Genomic DNA, 14,745 nt, shown 5'->3' with positions numbered 1-14,745 from the left:
TATATAGAATATCTATAACATTTTGTTATTAGCATAATCCAAAGGCGAGAACAGTATCACTATGAATCTGACGCACCTTCAGCGGCTGGAAGCCGAAAGTATTCACATTATGCGGGAAGTGGTGGCCGAGGCCGACAACCCGGTCATGCTTTATTCCATTGGCAAAGACAGCGCCGTGATGCTGCACCTGGCCATGAAGGCGTTTTACCCTTCCGTGCCGCCCTTTCCGTTGCTGCATGTAGACACCCGCTGGAAGTTCCGTGAAATGTACGAGTTTCGCGACTACATGGCCAAAAAACTGGGCATGGATCTGTTGGTGCACGTGAACCCCGAAGCCATTGAAAAAGACATTAATCCCTTTACTCACGGCTCCGCCATTCATACCGACATCACCAAAACCGAAGGTCTGAAACAGGCACTGGACAAATACGGCTTTGATGCCGCCTTTGGTGGTGCCCGCCGCGATGAAGAGAAGTCTCGCGCCAAGGAACGTATTTTCTCGTTCCGCACCGAGCAGCACCGCTGGGACCCCAAAAACCAGCGCCCCGAGCTGTGGAAGCAGTACAACGCCCGCAAGCACAAGGGCGAGTCCATTCGTGTCTTCCCCCTGTCCAACTGGACCGAGCTGGATATCTGGCAATACATTCACCTCGAGAACATTCCCATTGTGCCCCTGTATTACGCCGCCAAGCGCCCGGTAGTGGAGCGCGACGGTACCCTGATCATGGTGGATGACGAGCGCATGCCGCTGAAAGACGGCGAAGTGCCCATGATGAAAAGTGTGCGTTTTCGCACCCTTGGCTGCTACCCGCTCACCGGTGCAGTGGAATCCGAAGCCGCCACCCTGCCCGACATTATTCAGGAAATGCTGCTGACCAAAACCTCCGAACGCCAGGGCCGCATGATTGACCACGACTCCGCCGCGTCGATGGAGAAGAAAAAACAGGAAGGTTACTTCTGACGCTTCGCGTCAGAAGTAACCTTCAGCTGTAAGCTTTATGCTGTCAGCCTAACGGCAGCTATCAGCTTTAAGCTGTCAGCTGTCAGACAAACACCGGAGCTGCAGAAATAGTGCTGAGCCTGAAGGCAGCTGAGTCGCTAGCTGATAGCTGATAGCTGATAACTGACAGCTAACAAGGAGTGTGTGATGAATTTTGAGAAATTGCAGGTGTGGAAACGGTCGGCCCGACTTTCGGCTGAGCTGTATAAAGCCCTGAAGGACCTCAAGGATTTTGGCTTCAGAGACCAGATCACCCGCTCCGGTTTGTCCATTCCCAGCAATATTGCTGAAGGCATGACGCGACAGACAGTTAAAGATAAAACACATTTTTTAGTGATTGCCCGAGGCTCATGCGCCGAGCTGAGAACACAAATTTATATCGGCATGGAAATTGGTTACATCACCTCTGAGTCCGGAAAAGCATGGCTGGAGGAGACAAGAGAAATTTCCAAAATGATAAACGGGCTGATCACGTCAATAAATCAAACACCGTAAGCTGACGGTTTTTCTGACAGCTGACAGCTTACGGCTTATAGCTTCAAAGAGGATTTCATCATGGCGCATCAATCCGATCTTATCGCCAGTGATATTGAGCAATATCTGCAACAACACGAAAACAAAAGTCTGCTGCGCTTTATTACCTGCGGCAGCGTGGACGACGGCAAGAGTACCCTGATTGGTCGTTTGCTGTTTGAGTCCAAAATGCTGTTTGAAGATCAGCTCGCCGCCATGGAGGCCGACTCCAAAAAGTACGGTACTCAAGGGGAAGACATCGACTTTGCGTTGCTGGTGGATGGCCTCGCCGCCGAGCGCGAGCAAGGCATTACCATTGACGTGGCCTATCGCTTTTTCTCTACCGACAAGCGCAAGTTTATTGTGGCCGACACCCCCGGGCACGAGCAGTACACCCGTAACATGGTGACCGGCGCTTCTACTGCCGATGCCGCCATTCTGATGGTGGATGCGCGTAAAGGCATTCTCACCCAGACCCGCCGCCACAGCTTTTTGATGTCGCTGCTGGGCATTCGCCATATTGTGGTGGCCATCAACAAGATGGATCTGGTGAACTACGCGGAAGAGACCTTTAACCGCATCAAGGAAGAGTACGCTCAGTTTGCCGAGCAACTGAACCTTGAGAGCATTACCTATATTCCGCTGTCGGCGTTCAAGGGCGATAACATTGTTGAGCCCAGCGCCAACATGCCCTGGTACCATGGCACCACCCTGATGGGCTACCTGGAAACCGTGGAAGTGGACGACACCCGCATGCAGCGCGCGCCGTTCCGCCTGCCGGTACAGTGGGTAAACCGCCCCAACCTGGACTTTCGCGGCTTCTCCGGCACCATTGCCAGCGGCGTGATCCAGCCCGGTGACCGCATTCGCGTGCTGCCGTCCGGCAAGGAAAGCACCGTCGAGCGCATTGTGGTGCACGGCGGCGATTTGCCACAGGCCGTGGCCGGCCAGTCGGTGACCCTGACCCTGGCGGATGAAATTGATATCTCCCGCGGTGATGTCATCTCCACTACCGAGGATCCCATTGCTACCGCCGATCAGTTTGAAACCACCCTGGTGTGGATGCACGACGATGCCATGCTGCCGGGCCGCCCCTACCTGCTGAAAATTGGCACCAAAACGGTCACCGCCACCATCACCGATATTAAATATCAGGTAAACGTGAACACCCTGGAGCACGTGGCCGCCAAGAAGCTGGATTTAAACGGCATTGCGGTGTGCAACCTCAGCCTGGACCGGGCCATTGCCTTTGATGACTACCAGAGCAACAAAGACACCGGCGGCTTTATTCTAATTGACCGGCTGAGCAACAATACCGTGGCCGCCGGCATGCTGAACTTCTCCCTGCGCCGCAGCCAGAACATTCATATGCAACACGTGGATGTGAACAAGGAAGCCCGCGCTCTGGCCAAAAACCAGAAGCCGGCGGTGCTGTGGTTCACCGGCCTGTCCGGTGCCGGCAAGTCCACCATTGCCAACCTGGTGGAGAAAAAGCTGCACGCACAGGGCAACCACACCTATCTGCTGGACGGTGACAACGTGCGCCACGGCCTGAATAAAGACCTTGGCTTTACCGATGCCGATCGGGTAGAGAACATTCGCCGGGTGGCGGAAGTATCCAAACTGATGGTGGATGCCGGCCTGCTGGTACTCACCGCCTTTATCTCGCCATTCCGCGCCGAGCGCCGCCTGGCCCGGGAAATGCTGGAAGACGGTGAATTCATTGAAGTACACGTGGACACCCCGCTGAACGTAGCGGAAGAGCGTGACGTGAAGGGCCTGTATAAAAAAGCCCGCCGCGGGGAGCTGAAGAACTTCACCGGCATCGACTCGGCCTACGAGCAGCCCGAGAACCCGGAAATTCGCCTCGACACCACGGCCATGAGTGCCGATGAAGCGGCGGATGCAGTGATTGAGCTGCTGACGAAAAAAGGCATTATCGGCGGCGGTGACTGGTCTATCTAAAAAAATAGCAGTCAGCCATCAGTTGGTAGGTTGGGACGAGTCCCAACACTCCAGCCGCGGTTGTGATTACCAGTTAAAAAAGGACTCCGGCTTTCACCGGAGTCCTTTTATTTTGAATCGTTATTGTTGGGATTCGCGTGGCTCATCCCAACCTACGCGAGCTGCGGCTTAAGCAGCCTCGGCTTTTTCCAGCAGTTCGTTCCAGTAATTCAGCACCAGCTTCTGATCATTGTCGTTCAGCTCACCGCTGAGGATGGCCTGATTCAGACTGGTTTTTACCCGCGCCTTTACGTCGCGAATATGGTTGCGACCGGCAATTTCACTCTGGGCCACGGCCAGAGTAATGTGCCCGCGCAAATAGCCGCCGGCAAACAGTTGATCTTCAGTGGCGACCGCTACCTTGCCATCAATTTCCTGCAGCAGACGCTGTTCAAATTCAAAAATATTCATTCATTTGCCTCGTATTCCGGGTTTGCTACCCGTACCAGCACTTCATCATGGTAGCCAGTGATCACCCGCATCAGGCCACCCAGTTCGCGGTCCAGATCGGGATCATTGGTATCGACTCGCAGCGGGCGTCCGTTCAGTGAACTGAGTTTGGACTTGGTTGCCAGCAGCCAGATATTGTCACGCCCCACGGCGTTAATGACCGCCGGGCTAAGCTGCTGATTGCCGCGGCCAAACACATGGCCCTGGCCCCCTATCAGGGTGATCACCAGCTTGCAGTTTTTGTCCCTGATATGTTCATACAGGCCCTGGGCATCCAGATCCGAGGCAACAAGTTGTTTTTGATAAACCAGATCCACCCCCAGCAGGGTGTTTTCAAGGCCGAGCCGCTCCATCACTGCCGCCACCGTGCTGCCCGAGCCCATAATGAAGTAGCAGTTGTCCTCTTCTTCCATGCGCTCTATCACATCGTCGGCAATGTCGGTCAGCACCAGCTCAACGGATTCTTTGCCGGCCACTTTGACCGCCTGCACATAACTGAGTTCACCGGGGATCAGCATTTCGCCATAGCGACGGGCGCGCACCCGGCCTTCCCGAAACGCGGCTTCGTCTATGTCCATCACATCGGCTTCCACCAGGCTTACCGGCTCGCCGCGCACCAGTTTGGCCAGCAGCCGGCCGGTGCCCGCGGGAGTGACGCCATAAACGCCGGAATGAATTTTTACCCCGGCAGGAATGCCCAGCACGCACAGGCTTTCCGGGGCCACGGCACAGATGTCCCGGGCGGTGCCATCGCCGCCGGCAAACAACAGCAGATCGATGTTTTGCTCCACCAGGCTGGCCACGGCGGCCTGAGTATCGCCGGCAGTGGTCGGTTCCCCCGGCTGATGGCACACCTCAAAGGGCAGCGCCAGCTCCCGGCACAGACTCTCGCCCATGTCGCCGGCCACGGTGTAAATACAGAATCTGTCTTTCAGCTCGCTCAGCTCAGCCAGCGCCAGGCCACTGCGCTGCAGGGCTCTGGGCTCGGCTCCTCTGGCCAGCGCCTCGGCGGCCAGGCCGTCACTGCCCTTGAGGCCCACACTGCCTCCCAGACCGGCCAGCGGATTGATGATAAGACCAATTCTGAACATCATGGCTCCTTAAACAAAATCGGCGGCGGCAAGGGGAGAACGCTGATAATGCGACTGCAACACCGCCATAAACTGCTGCGCCCGGGCGGGAAAACCGCGCTCGAGATAAACCAGCGCCTGGGCACGCACCTTGTCACGAAAGGCATGCCGATCCGGCTCTACCGTGCCGTCCAGGTTGTCGCAGCTGACATTAAAGGGAAAGCCGCAGCTTAATGACAGCGCCCACTCAATGGCCTGGGGTTTTACTTCCACCTGCTCAAAGGCCGCCTGCGCCTCGGCGTCACGGCCATCGGCATAATACCAGTAGCCATAATCCGGCTGCTGCCGGCGCGCTTCACCTGCCAGCAGCCAGTGCGCCACTTCATGCAGGGCACTGGCAAAAAAGCCGTGCGCAAACACAATGCGGTGGTGCTCGCTGTGCTCATCCGCCGGCAGATAAATGGGCTCGTCGTGGCCCCGCTCCAGACGCGTGTTATGGGAAGCGTAAAAAGTCTGATCAAACAGGGAGATCAGATCCCGGTAACAAAACGACATAAACAGATAAAAAACGGCCCTTCACAGGGCCGCTATTCTACCCGCTGACTGCAGGCAAACAAGAGGGAGGCGTCACGCTTCAACCCAAAATGGGTGTGGCTCAGCGCAGCTGGGGCGTGCCGGTATGCACACCGGCATTCTGCGCCCGGTTCAGCAACAGATGATCCAGCAGCACCATGGCCATCATGGCCTCGGCAATGGGCACGGCACGAATGCCCACACAGGGGTCGTGGCGGCCGCGGGTAACCATCTCGGTGGCGTTGCCGTCTTTATCAATGGTATTGCCCGGCACCATAATGCTGGAGGTGGGCTTGAGCGCAATGCTGGCGATAATGTCCTGGCCGCTGGAAATGCCACCCAAAATGCCGCCGGCATGGTTGCTGGCAAAGCCTTCCGGGGTCAGCTCATCGCGGTGCTCGGAGCCTTTTTGCTCCACTACCTCAAAGCCATCACCAATTTCCACGCCTTTTACCGCGTTAATGCCCATTAACGCATGGGCCAGATCGGCGTCGAGGCGGTCAAACACCGGCTCGCCCAGGCCCACGGGCACACCGGTGGCCACTACCTGAATCTTGGCACCGATGGAGTTGCCCTCTTTTTTCAGGTCGCGCATGTATTCATCCAGCGCGTCCAGCTTGCCGGCATCGGCAAAAAAGAAAGGGTTGGTTTCAATCATGCTGCGATCAAAGGCCTCGGCCTTGATCGGGCCAAGCTGGGTAAGATGGGCATAAATGGACACGCCGAACTGAGCCAGCACCTTTTTGGCAATGGCACCGGCGGCCACCCGCATGGCGGTTTCCCGGGCGGAAGAGCGGCCACCGCCCCGATAGTCACGAATGCCGTATTTCTGGTGGTAGGTGTAATCGGCATGACCCGGGCGGAACAGGTCTTTAATGGCGGAGTAGTCTTTGGAGCGCTGATCGGTGTTTTCAATCAGCAGGCCAATGGAAGTGCCGGTGGTTTTGCCTTCAAATACACCGCTCAGAATTTTCACTTCGTCTGCTTCCCGCCGCTGGGTGGTAAAGCGCGAGGTGCCGGGCTTGCGCCGGTCCAGATCCTGCTGCAGATCGGCTTCGCTTATTTCAACGCCCGGGGGCACACCGTCCACCACGGCACCCAGTGCCAGACCGTGGCTTTCGCCAAAGGTGGAGACGCGAAAGAGGGTTCCTATACTGTTCCCTGCCATGAATTTTTCCTTACAACTTGATGATTAAAACTGATCCCGGTGTGCCAGCAGATCCCGCCGGCTGATCACAAATACGCCATGGCCGCCATGCTCAAACTCCACCCAGGATAGAGGCAATTCGGGAAACGCCATATCCATGTGCACCTGGCTGTTACCCACTTCCACCACCAGCACGCCGTCTTCGGTAAGAAAGTCGCAGGCCTGAGCCAGCAGGCGACGGGTAAAGTCGAGGCCGTCAAAGCCCGATGCCAGCGCCAGCTCAGGCTCGTGCTGAAACTCCTCGGGCAAATCGCTCATGTCCTCTTCATCCACATAAGGCGGATTGGCCACAATCAGATCGTATTGATCACCGGCGGGCAACGCGCTGAACAAGTCCGACTCAATAGGAATGACCTGCTGCTCAAGACCGTGGTTATGAATATTGATTTCTGCCACATCCAGCGCATCCCGGCAAATATCCAGCGCATCCACTTCTGCCTCGGGAAAGGCATGGGCCAGGGCAATGGCAATGCAGCCGGAGCCGGTGCACATGTCCATGATACGGGCAGGCTCATGGGCCAGCCAGGGCGCAAAGCGCGTGTCTATCAGCTCGGCAATGGGTGAGCGCGGAATCAATACCCGCTCGTCCACATAAAACTCATAGCCGGCAAACCAGGCGGTATTGGTGATATAAGGCGTGGGCAGACGCTGCTCTACACGAGTGCGAATGGCCTCCAGCAAAATTCGGCGCTCGGCGGGCACCAGGCGGGCATCGCGCACCTGAGGCGGACAGTCGAGGGGCAAGTGCAGCAGCGGCAACACCAGTTGCACCGCATCGTCCCAGGCGTTGTCGGTGCCGTGGCCGTAAAACAGTCCGGCCTGTTGAAAGCGGCTGGCGGCAAATCGCAGCCAGTCACCTGTGGTGTGCAGCTCGTTGAGCGCCTCGTCATTAAAAAGCGTGTCCAAAACCCCTCCGCCTCGCTAAAATGGCTGTTTTTTGAGTGACAAAAGCGAACATGACCGCCTCATCCCCTCCCCAAAACGACGATAAAACGCTGTTCATGGAAGCGGTGCGCGGTGTCCGTAAATTGAAGCAGGATACCATAAGTCCGCACCGGTCGCCGGTCAAGGTGAAAGCCATGCGGACAGCAGAGCGCAAGGACAGAGCCGAAGCCCATCCGTTTTCCGACTTGTACGAACCCTGGCTGGATCAGGACGGCCCCACTCGCTTTCGTGCCGACGACACCTCGGCCTTTGAACTGAAACGGCTGCGCCGGGGCGATTATGTGCCCGAGCTGTTTCTCGACCTGCACGGCCTGACTCAGGAAGAAGCCAAGCAGGAGCTCTCTGCCCTGCTGCTGGCCGCCCGCCGGCAAAACGTGAATTGTGTGTCGGTGATGCACGGCCATGGCAAACACATATTAAAGCAGCGCCTGCCCATGTGGCTGGCCCAGCACCCTCAGGTGCTGGCGTTTCATCAGGCCACCAAGGAATGGGGCGGTGATGCGGCCTTGCTGGTGTTATTGCAGACCGAACGTTAAACGCAAAAAGGCCGGGCAGGTGCCCGGCCTTTGAGTCCCGTGCCTGTATCAGGCGGTGGCTTGCGATGAGTTCAGCTGATTGATCAGACGGTTGATTTCACTGACCGTTTTACGATGTTGAACGTCGGCCTGCTCGGGCATAATCAGCAGGCCTTTGGCGTAGTGATAGGCACCACGGCCATGAATGTAGAGCCTTCCTTTGAAAAAGGTTTTTACATGTTTTGCGATCAACAAAGGCTGATAGTTATTAAAGATTCGCATTTTCCACCTCTGCCTTACTTATTCGTGCTCAATTATTGGTGTTTAATTAACCCATGGAGCCGCAAAGCGGCCATGGCCGTGGACGATGGGGGCGAATACTGTGGGGTCCTTCCAACCAGTTAAATAAGCCGCCGTGTCCTTTTTCCAGCGTAATTTTGGCTACACCGGAAGTGACGAAAATTGGTGCCATGGTTGCCGGGCACAAACTTTCGACAAGAAATCCAACCAGGGGCATGTGGCTTATGACCAGCAGATTCTGGCTTTGTTCAACGTCGGCATAAGCCAGAACAAGGCTGGCGGTGATGTCGGCATCAGCATTGGGTATCAGCTCGTCGCAAAAGTCTATCCGGGTTCCCGGAATAAACCGTGACACCTGCTGCCAGGTTTGCCGGCTGCGCACATAAGGGCTGACCAGCACGCGATCAAAGGATGATACCTGCTGCGCAAGCCACTGTGCCATATGACAAACTTCTTCTTCTCCATGCTCTGTCAGCGGTCTCAGGGCATCGGTGGATGCCTGGGACACTGCCTGGCCATGACGCATGACAAAGATATTCATCTTCACCTCACCTTCAGGCGAACCCGCCTCGTGAAAAGGGCGGGCATCATACCCCTGCAAATCTGGTTGCTCAAGGATCCGGCTCACTTTTTGCGCATGCCATATCTCGCCACCCCGATTAGCACCCTTATAACATATATAGAACAATCTGGTGACAAGATTCATGCATTTAAAGTGCTGCTTGGTTAAAAGTCAGCCGGCAAACAGATTGCAGCAGATCAATGACACTTTGATGACGCCAAAAAAAACTGGCCGGTCAGGGCCAGTTAAACGAGTTCTCATTATTACGAGTGAACAGAAACCAGAATCTGAGATCACCCCGGTGATACTCAGCGTGTTGACGTGGCGCCAACAAAGGCAAGGTTACTGCACCATCATTTGAGGATGTTGATCCTGGTCAACAAAACGTTAACCCTTACGCTTGTCTAGCCACATCAGGATCACACAGGCCACCACCGACACGGCAATAAAGCCAAACAGAAAGATAAGGGGCATGGCGGTATAGCCAAGTACGTTCCAGATGAGTTGTTCCATTGCGCTCATAGGCTTGCTCCGGATAACGAATTTGCCAACAGTGTAGCAGATCAGGCCCTGATCAGGGCATAGCGCGAGCCGCGTGCACTCACCAGAGACCAGCGCCGGCGCGCCATAAACATGGGCAGCACGGCAGGCCCGAGCAAACACCCCAGCATGGCCCAGCGGCGCGGCGGTAATGCACTCTGCAGTGCGGCAATATAAAACAGCAGCCCGCTCAGAGGGGCCAGCAAGAAAACGGCTAACATCATAAAAAACCTCCTGACTGGCTAAAATATTACCACATGCCCTTACCTGCTGTCAGGATATGAAATATCCTCTATCTTCTATGCTTTAGCCAATCTGAACAGAGAAATCATTATGTCCTACCGCCATATTTTGGTTGCACTGGAACTGCATCCCAGAGAGACCCCCTTGCTGCAACGAGCCACGGAGCTGGCGGAATATTATGGTGCCGACCTGCACCTGGTGCACGTTCAGCCGGATTTGAGCGGAGTGTATGTGGGCGGGCTGAACATGAGCCTGCCCCAGCTTAAAATGAAGCTGAGGCTGGAAAGCGGCCATGAACTGATGCGGCTGCTGCAAGAGGCACAAAACCAGGTAACCAGTGTGTCATTGCCTACCGGCGATTTGCATCAGGCAGTGCGCATGGCAGTAAAGGAAACCAAAGCCGGCTTGCTGATTTGCGGTCATCGCCCCCACCACCGCTTTTGGGGTCATCTGTTTTCCAACAGCGTGGGCTTTATGGATATCAGCAACTGTGATCTGCTGGTGGTGAAACTGGCCGCACCTACTTCAGACAAACCCCCTGGCGCTGAAGAAACTCGAACATAAACGGCCGTGCCTCTCTGGCCAGGGTTTCCCCAATCTGCCCGGTCCAGCTGGTGTCTTTCTTGCCACCGGTGCGGGTCTGATAATAGTGACGCACCTGTGCGTCATAATCGGCCATCACAGCATCACTGTGCTCCGGCTGATAGCCATTTTCCATAAACATCATGCTGGCCGGCAATCGCGGCTTTGGCTCAGGATCCTGATCAGGATGCCCCAGGCATAACCCGAATAATGGAATAACCCCTTTGGGCAGCCCCAAAAGCTCACTCAGTGCCACCGGCTCATTGCGCACTGCGCCAATAAAAACACCCCCCAATCCCAGCGACTCGGCCGCTGTCAGGGCATTTTGCCCCATTAACGCGGTATCAATAGCGCCAATCAGCAACTGCTCGGCAAAGCCGGTCCGGGCATTGGGCACCCAGTGTAAATGCCGGTGAAAATCGGCACAAAACACCCAGAATTCAGCCGCGCTGCCCACATAGTCCTGATTGCCGCACAGTGCCATGACTTGCTGACGAAGGGCGGTGTCGGTAATGCGAATCACACTGGAGGCCTGCAAAAAGCTGGAGCTGGACGCCGACTGGGCAGCGGCCATAATGGCACTCAGTTGTTCAGGCGTAATGGCTTCCTGAGTAAATTTCCGAGTGGATCTGTGTGCCCGCATCAATTCAATCGTGGTTGTCATATTCACCTTTCATTTTCGGTCTGTGTATCATCATGCTTATTGAGGCCGTCTGAATGGAAGCAACCGTGAAGCAAACCCAGCATATTGAACCCATGTCCCGCCGCCATGGTCCTGCCCTGGCTGCTGCTGGCCTTGCCGGCATCATTTTGTTACTTCCCCTGCTCTACTGGTTTAATCACAGCGCTCAGCTGGTGCTGATATTTTTAATGCTGGCTTGTCTGGTATGTCTGGTACTGGGCCTGCTGAAGCTGCGCGAGCCGGTATACAGCTTTTCCCTCAGCGAAGACAATTTACACTTTCATCATCGCATTGGCGGCTGGAGCCTGCACTGGAGCAATATTGTGCGGGTGGATCAGCCCAGAGTAAACAGCGGCCTGGATTTGGTCGCACTGCCTTATGTGGGCATTAAAATACGCGATTATGATGAGTTTTTACCACTGATGACACCAAGGCTGATTGTGCACCTGCTCACAGATCAGCGCCCTTTGCTGGCCATGGGCGTGCGCTTTGGCACCATAGACAGAGCCAAACTGCACGACTGGCTGATTGAAGACACCCATTACCGTTCGGCAGCGGGCCGTCATTATCAGGGCCTTGCTGCCATGCTGGGGCACCGTATGAGTCATTTACGTGAACTGTACGGCTACGATTTAATGGTGCATGAATCATGTCTGGACCGAGACACCGCCGATTTTGTACAGCTGCTGCGCCGTTATCATGGCACCGGGCCGGTGGCGCTTTAATCGCGGCGTGCCGGCAGGCACAATAACGCTTTTCTCCTTAAGGCGTGCCCATGAAACATCTTGATGCCCTGTATCTGTTTGTAAAGGTGGTGCAACAGGGCGGTTTTTCCCATGCTGCCGCCCAGCTGGCCATGCCGACTGCCACACTCAGCCGGCGCATTTCCAACCTGGAGCAGGCACTGGGCTGCAAACTGCTCAGCCGCACCACGCGCAAGCTACAGCTGACAGAAGAAGGCCGGCGCTACTATGAGCGGCTGAATCCGCTGTTAAGCGAGATGGAACAGGTCACCGGAGATATTCAGGGGCAAACCCAAACCATGAGCGGCCTGATTAAAGTGGCCGCCCCCATCGCCATTTCCAATACCTTTCTGATAGATGGCATTACCGAATTTTGCCTGCAATATCCGCAAATACGCATCGATCTGCTGCAAAGTAACGATTACACCAGCCTGCTGGATACGGATCTGGATGTGGTGTTTTTCAGCGGCGAGCTGCCCGACTCCACCCTGCGCTCACGCCAGCTGGGCGAGGTGCAATATGGCCTGTTTGCTGCCCCCCGTTATCTGGCCGAAAAGGGCGAGCTTAACCATCCGGAAGAGCTGGATCAGCATCATATTATTCAGTGCTGGCCTCATCGCAACTGGCAGCTTACCGACAGCCGGGGCCGGCGCTTTCACCTAAAACCTGTGGCCCGGCTATCGGTTAATCAGATGCAGTCAGCGGTGAAGGCTGCCATCAAGGGGCTGGGTATTGTGAATGTGCCCCGTCATTACGTGGCTCACTATACAGAAGCAGGCTTGTTACAACCGGTGTTACCGGACTGGCTGGGCGGTAAACGACCATTTCATATGGTGTATCACAACCGGGAGCTGGCACCGGTGCGGCTGAATGCGTTTATTGAGTTTATTGATCAACATATGCGATACCGGCTGGCATCAACCTGGGTAACCATGGGGGAAACAAAGCAGGAATAGCAGACAAAAAAATGGGCAGAACAATCTGCCCGACTCCACTAACAAAAGATCTCTGTAAGCTATGAACACACGGTATCACAGGCCTGTAAGGTTAATTAGCTGTTATTTTGCAAAACGAATTATGTGATTATTCCATTTTTGGAATAATCATTTTGCCAGCTCTGTTTCCCATACCACTGCCTGCCCTTTGGGCCAGCGTTCATCGAGATCAGCATAGGCTTTCTCCAGCAAATGCCGCTTGATCTTGAGGGTGGGCGTTAAGATATCGTTTTCTACGGTCCAGGGCTCATCGATCAATAACATGCCCCCCAGCCGCTGATGGCTTTCAAGCTGGCCGTTAATCCGCCCCAGGCACGCCGACAGCTCACTGGCCAGCTGCTCTTTACTCTGAGTGGCCGCATGCTCCGACAACTGCACCAGCGCCATGGGCTGCGCCTGACCACTGCCCACCACACACACCTGTTCCACCAGGCTGCTTTCAATCAGCATGGCCTCTATGGGCACCGGCAGCACATATTTGCCCTTGGCGGTTTTAAAGGCATCTTTCAGCCGGCCGGTTATGGTAAGAAAACCTTCATCGTCCAGCTTGCCCCGGTCGCCCGTGTGCAGCCAGCCATCGCGCAATGTTGCCTGGGTTGCTTCTTCATCTTTATAGTAACCGCTCATCATGCCTTCACAGCGGCACAGAATTTCCCCTTCATCGGAAATGCGGATCTCCACGCCCACGCCGGCCTTGCCGACGGTACCGACTTTGTCGGAACGAAACGGATAGTTAAGGGTGGAATAGGCCAGGTTCTCGGTCATGCCCCAGGCTTCGGTGATGGGCATGTCCAGCTTTTCATACCAGCGCAACAACCAGGGTGAAATGGGAGCCGAGCCGCAACCCAGAATACGGGCCTTGTCGAGCCCGAGGCCGGCCTGAATTTTCTTTTTCACCAGACCCGACAACAGCGGAATGCGCAGCAGCAATTTCAGTTTGGCTTCTGGCAGCTTTTCCAGAATGCCGCTGCGAAAGTTGGTCCAGAGCCGGGGCACAGAAATAAACACTGTGGGTGAAATGGTTTTTACGTTATCCACAAAAGTGGGCAGGCTGTGTGCAAAGCCTACCTGCGCACCGGCATAGAGGCTGGAGCCCAGGATATAAACCCGCTCGGTAATATGCGCCAGGGGCAGATAGGAAAAGGCCCTGTCGTCTTTGTTAAGCCCCGTGCTTTCCAGAATGCCCCGGCAGGCTGCGGCATAGGCACCATGGGTTATCATCACGCCCTTGGGCTTGCCGGTACTGCCGGAGGTGTACACCAGGCTCATCAGGGCACCGGCCTCAGGCACGGGTTTCTCTGCGATGGGATCCTGCACCAGCAGGCTGCTCCAGTGATGATGGGTCTCCATGCTGGTGTCGTAGGGCATGGCAAGGCGCATCACTCCCTCGGGAATGCCCGGCTCCTGAGTATCGGGGTTGTCGAGCTTGCCAATAAATACTGCCTTGCTTTCACTGTGCTCCAGCACATAGCGAACGGTCTCGGCACCGGCAGTAGGATAAATGGGCACACTGATGTAGCCGCCCATTTGCAGGGCAAAATCACAGATAAACCATTCGGCACAGTTTTTGGACAACAGCGCTATTTTATCACCGGGCTCAAAGCCAAGCTTTTTCAGGCCGGATACCAGCCGGCCGGCCATTTCCAGCACCGAGCCCCAGCTGTGCTCATGCCAGCCGTCGGCCCTGGGCTGGCGCAGATAAATTGCCTCGGGCCGCTGCTCGGCCCAGTGATACAACATTTGCAATGGCAATGTGCGATCGGAAGCAGTCATGAGGTTCCTTATTGCTGATGAGAGCCACTGACACAAGTATTGCAAACA

Annotated in this window: 18 protein-coding genes; 7 read left to right on the top strand and 11 right to left on the bottom strand. The window is 55.5% G+C overall.

Going from position 1 to position 14,745, the window contains the following annotated elements:
- The first annotated feature begins 55 nt into the window (after window positions 1–55).
- The 3 genes from cysD to cysN all read left to right on the top strand — a co-directional run bounded on the left by cysD (window position 56) and on the right by cysN (window position 3,478).
- On the top strand, window positions 56–961 hold the full coding sequence (gene cysD / locus N2M06_RS07215) for a sulfate adenylyltransferase subunit CysD (RefSeq protein ID WP_346352160.1): 906 nt from the start codon (window positions 56–58) through the stop codon (window positions 959–961).
- A 186-nt stretch (window positions 962–1,147) separates the two neighbouring features.
- Window positions 1,148–1,495 carry a four helix bundle protein gene (locus tag N2M06_RS07210; protein WP_346352054.1) on the top strand — a complete coding sequence of 116 codons (348 nt, stop codon included), beginning with the start codon at window positions 1,148–1,150 and terminating at the stop codon, window positions 1,493–1,495.
- 60 nt (window positions 1,496–1,555) lie between these two features.
- Window positions 1,556–3,478 (top strand): sulfate adenylyltransferase subunit CysN, encoded by a 1,923-nt coding sequence (gene cysN, locus N2M06_RS07205; RefSeq protein WP_346352053.1) that lies wholly within the window; start codon window positions 1,556–1,558, stop codon window positions 3,476–3,478.
- A gap of 168 nt (window positions 3,479–3,646) precedes the next feature.
- On the opposite strand, the gene N2M06_RS07200 is transcribed toward cysN, so the two are convergent.
- The 5 genes from N2M06_RS07200 to prmB form a co-directional block, all read right to left on the bottom strand.
- Complete coding sequence (locus N2M06_RS07200; RefSeq protein ID WP_346352052.1) at window positions 3,647–3,928, bottom strand: YfcL family protein; 282 nt, start codon at window positions 3,926–3,928, stop codon at window positions 3,647–3,649.
- Complete coding sequence (locus N2M06_RS07195) at window positions 3,925–5,058, bottom strand: ATP-NAD kinase family protein (protein WP_346352159.1); 1,134 nt, start codon at window positions 5,056–5,058, stop codon at window positions 3,925–3,927. Before N2M06_RS07195 ends, N2M06_RS07200 begins: the two co-directional genes overlap by 4 nt.
- 9 nt (window positions 5,059–5,067) lie before the next feature.
- Window positions 5,068–5,592, bottom strand: coding sequence for an elongation factor P hydroxylase (locus N2M06_RS07190; RefSeq protein WP_346352051.1), 525 nt, complete (start codon window positions 5,590–5,592; stop codon window positions 5,068–5,070).
- A 100-nt stretch (window positions 5,593–5,692) separates the two neighbouring features.
- Entirely contained in the window at window positions 5,693–6,778 is a 1,086-nt protein-coding gene (gene aroC, locus N2M06_RS07185) for a chorismate synthase (RefSeq protein WP_346352050.1), read from the bottom strand.
- 24 nt (window positions 6,779–6,802) lie between these two features.
- Window positions 6,803–7,723, bottom strand: coding sequence for a 50S ribosomal protein L3 N(5)-glutamine methyltransferase (gene prmB, locus N2M06_RS07180; RefSeq protein ID WP_346352049.1), 921 nt, complete (start codon window positions 7,721–7,723; stop codon window positions 6,803–6,805).
- A gap of 50 nt (window positions 7,724–7,773) precedes the next feature.
- On the opposite strand from prmB, the gene smrB reads away from it, so the two are divergent.
- The gene (gene smrB / locus N2M06_RS07175; RefSeq protein ID WP_346352048.1) at window positions 7,774–8,298 is read left to right on the top strand and encodes an endonuclease SmrB; all 525 of its coding nucleotides are present in this window, start codon (window positions 7,774–7,776) and stop codon (window positions 8,296–8,298) included.
- A 48-nt stretch (window positions 8,299–8,346) separates the two neighbouring features.
- On the opposite strand, the gene N2M06_RS07170 is transcribed toward smrB, so the two are convergent.
- From N2M06_RS07170 to N2M06_RS07155, 4 genes are all read right to left on the bottom strand, one after another.
- Window positions 8,347–8,559, bottom strand: a complete 213-nt coding sequence (locus tag N2M06_RS07170) for a DUF1107 domain-containing protein (RefSeq protein WP_019935786.1) — start codon at window positions 8,557–8,559, stop codon at window positions 8,347–8,349.
- Window positions 8,560–8,605: 46 nt separating this feature from the next.
- Window positions 8,606–9,118, bottom strand: a complete 513-nt coding sequence (sixA, locus tag N2M06_RS07165) for a phosphohistidine phosphatase SixA (protein ID WP_346352047.1) — start codon at window positions 9,116–9,118, stop codon at window positions 8,606–8,608.
- A 408-nt stretch (window positions 9,119–9,526) separates the two neighbouring features.
- Complete coding sequence (locus N2M06_RS07160; RefSeq protein WP_019935784.1) at window positions 9,527–9,661, bottom strand: TIGR02808 family protein; 135 nt, start codon at window positions 9,659–9,661, stop codon at window positions 9,527–9,529.
- A 41-nt stretch (window positions 9,662–9,702) separates the two neighbouring features.
- Window positions 9,703–9,903 carry a hypothetical protein gene (locus N2M06_RS07155; RefSeq protein ID WP_019935783.1) on the bottom strand — a complete coding sequence of 67 codons (201 nt, stop codon included), beginning with the start codon at window positions 9,901–9,903 and terminating at the stop codon, window positions 9,703–9,705.
- 109 nt (window positions 9,904–10,012) lie between these two features.
- Between N2M06_RS07155 and N2M06_RS07150 the strand changes: the two genes are divergently transcribed.
- Entirely contained in the window at window positions 10,013–10,486 is a 474-nt protein-coding gene (locus tag N2M06_RS07150) for a universal stress protein (protein ID WP_346352046.1), read from the top strand.
- On the opposite strand, the gene nfsA is transcribed toward N2M06_RS07150, so the two are convergent.
- Window positions 10,443–11,168: an oxygen-insensitive NADPH nitroreductase gene (nfsA, locus tag N2M06_RS07145; RefSeq protein ID WP_346352045.1), complete on the bottom strand. Its 726-nt coding sequence runs from the start codon at window positions 11,166–11,168 to the stop codon at window positions 10,443–10,445. The two genes, N2M06_RS07150 and nfsA, sit on opposite strands and share 44 nt — an antisense overlap.
- Window positions 11,169–11,233: 65 nt before the next feature.
- Between nfsA and N2M06_RS07140 the strand changes: the two genes are divergently transcribed.
- Both N2M06_RS07140 and N2M06_RS07135 read left to right on the top strand, forming a co-directional pair.
- A complete protein-coding gene (locus N2M06_RS07140; protein WP_346352044.1) occupies window positions 11,234–11,911 on the top strand; it encodes a DUF2982 domain-containing protein in 678 nt (225 codons plus the stop codon).
- A gap of 50 nt (window positions 11,912–11,961) precedes the next feature.
- A complete protein-coding gene (locus N2M06_RS07135) occupies window positions 11,962–12,885 on the top strand; it encodes a LysR family transcriptional regulator (RefSeq protein ID WP_346352043.1) in 924 nt (307 codons plus the stop codon).
- 147 nt (window positions 12,886–13,032) lie between these two features.
- On the opposite strand, the gene N2M06_RS07130 is transcribed toward N2M06_RS07135, so the two are convergent.
- A complete protein-coding gene (locus N2M06_RS07130; RefSeq protein ID WP_346352042.1) occupies window positions 13,033–14,697 on the bottom strand; it encodes an AMP-binding protein in 1,665 nt (554 codons plus the stop codon).
- Between the last annotated feature and the right edge of the window lie 48 nt (window positions 14,698–14,745).

It is taken from the genome of Oceanimonas sp. AH20CE76 (genome assembly GCF_039654065.1).
In the GTDB taxonomy this organism is placed as follows: Bacteria; Pseudomonadota; Gammaproteobacteria; order Enterobacterales; family Aeromonadaceae; genus Oceanimonas; species Oceanimonas smirnovii.
The sequence above is the reverse complement of the archived record's forward strand: the minus strand, read 5'-3'. Positions and strand labels throughout refer to the sequence as shown.

Excerpts from the sequence above, each read along its gene's own strand:
- N2M06_RS07195 (WP_346352159.1), bottom strand. The coding sequence starts at position 5,058 with ATGTTCAGAATTGGTCTTATCATCAATCCGCTGGCCGGTCTGGGAGGC.
- N2M06_RS07210 (WP_346352054.1), top strand. The coding sequence starts at position 1,148 with ATGAATTTTGAGAAATTGCAGGTGTGGAAACGGTCGGCCCGACTTTCG.
- N2M06_RS07160 (WP_019935784.1), bottom strand. The coding sequence starts at position 9,661 with ATGAGCGCAATGGAACAACTCATCTGGAACGTACTTGGCTATACCGCC.
- nfsA (WP_346352045.1), bottom strand. The coding sequence starts at position 11,168 with ATGACAACCACGATTGAATTGATGCGGGCACACAGATCCACTCGGAAA.
- cysN (WP_346352053.1), top strand. The coding sequence starts at position 1,556 with ATGGCGCATCAATCCGATCTTATCGCCAGTGATATTGAGCAATATCTG.
- N2M06_RS07200 (WP_346352052.1), bottom strand. The coding sequence starts at position 3,928 with ATGAATATTTTTGAATTTGAACAGCGTCTGCTGCAGGAAATTGATGGC.
- N2M06_RS07150 (WP_346352046.1), top strand. The coding sequence starts at position 10,013 with ATGTCCTACCGCCATATTTTGGTTGCACTGGAACTGCATCCCAGAGAG.
- sixA (WP_346352047.1), bottom strand. The coding sequence starts at position 9,118 with ATGAATATCTTTGTCATGCGTCATGGCCAGGCAGTGTCCCAGGCATCC.
- N2M06_RS07130 (WP_346352042.1), bottom strand. The coding sequence starts at position 14,697 with ATGACTGCTTCCGATCGCACATTGCCATTGCAAATGTTGTATCACTGG.
- N2M06_RS07155 (WP_019935783.1), bottom strand. The coding sequence starts at position 9,903 with ATGATGTTAGCCGTTTTCTTGCTGGCCCCTCTGAGCGGGCTGCTGTTT.
- N2M06_RS07190 (WP_346352051.1), bottom strand. The coding sequence starts at position 5,592 with ATGTCGTTTTGTTACCGGGATCTGATCTCCCTGTTTGATCAGACTTTT.
- smrB (WP_346352048.1), top strand. The coding sequence starts at position 7,774 with ATGACCGCCTCATCCCCTCCCCAAAACGACGATAAAACGCTGTTCATG.
- N2M06_RS07135 (WP_346352043.1), top strand. The coding sequence starts at position 11,962 with ATGAAACATCTTGATGCCCTGTATCTGTTTGTAAAGGTGGTGCAACAG.
- N2M06_RS07170 (WP_019935786.1), bottom strand. The coding sequence starts at position 8,559 with ATGCGAATCTTTAATAACTATCAGCCTTTGTTGATCGCAAAACATGTA.
- aroC (WP_346352050.1), bottom strand. The coding sequence starts at position 6,778 with ATGGCAGGGAACAGTATAGGAACCCTCTTTCGCGTCTCCACCTTTGGC.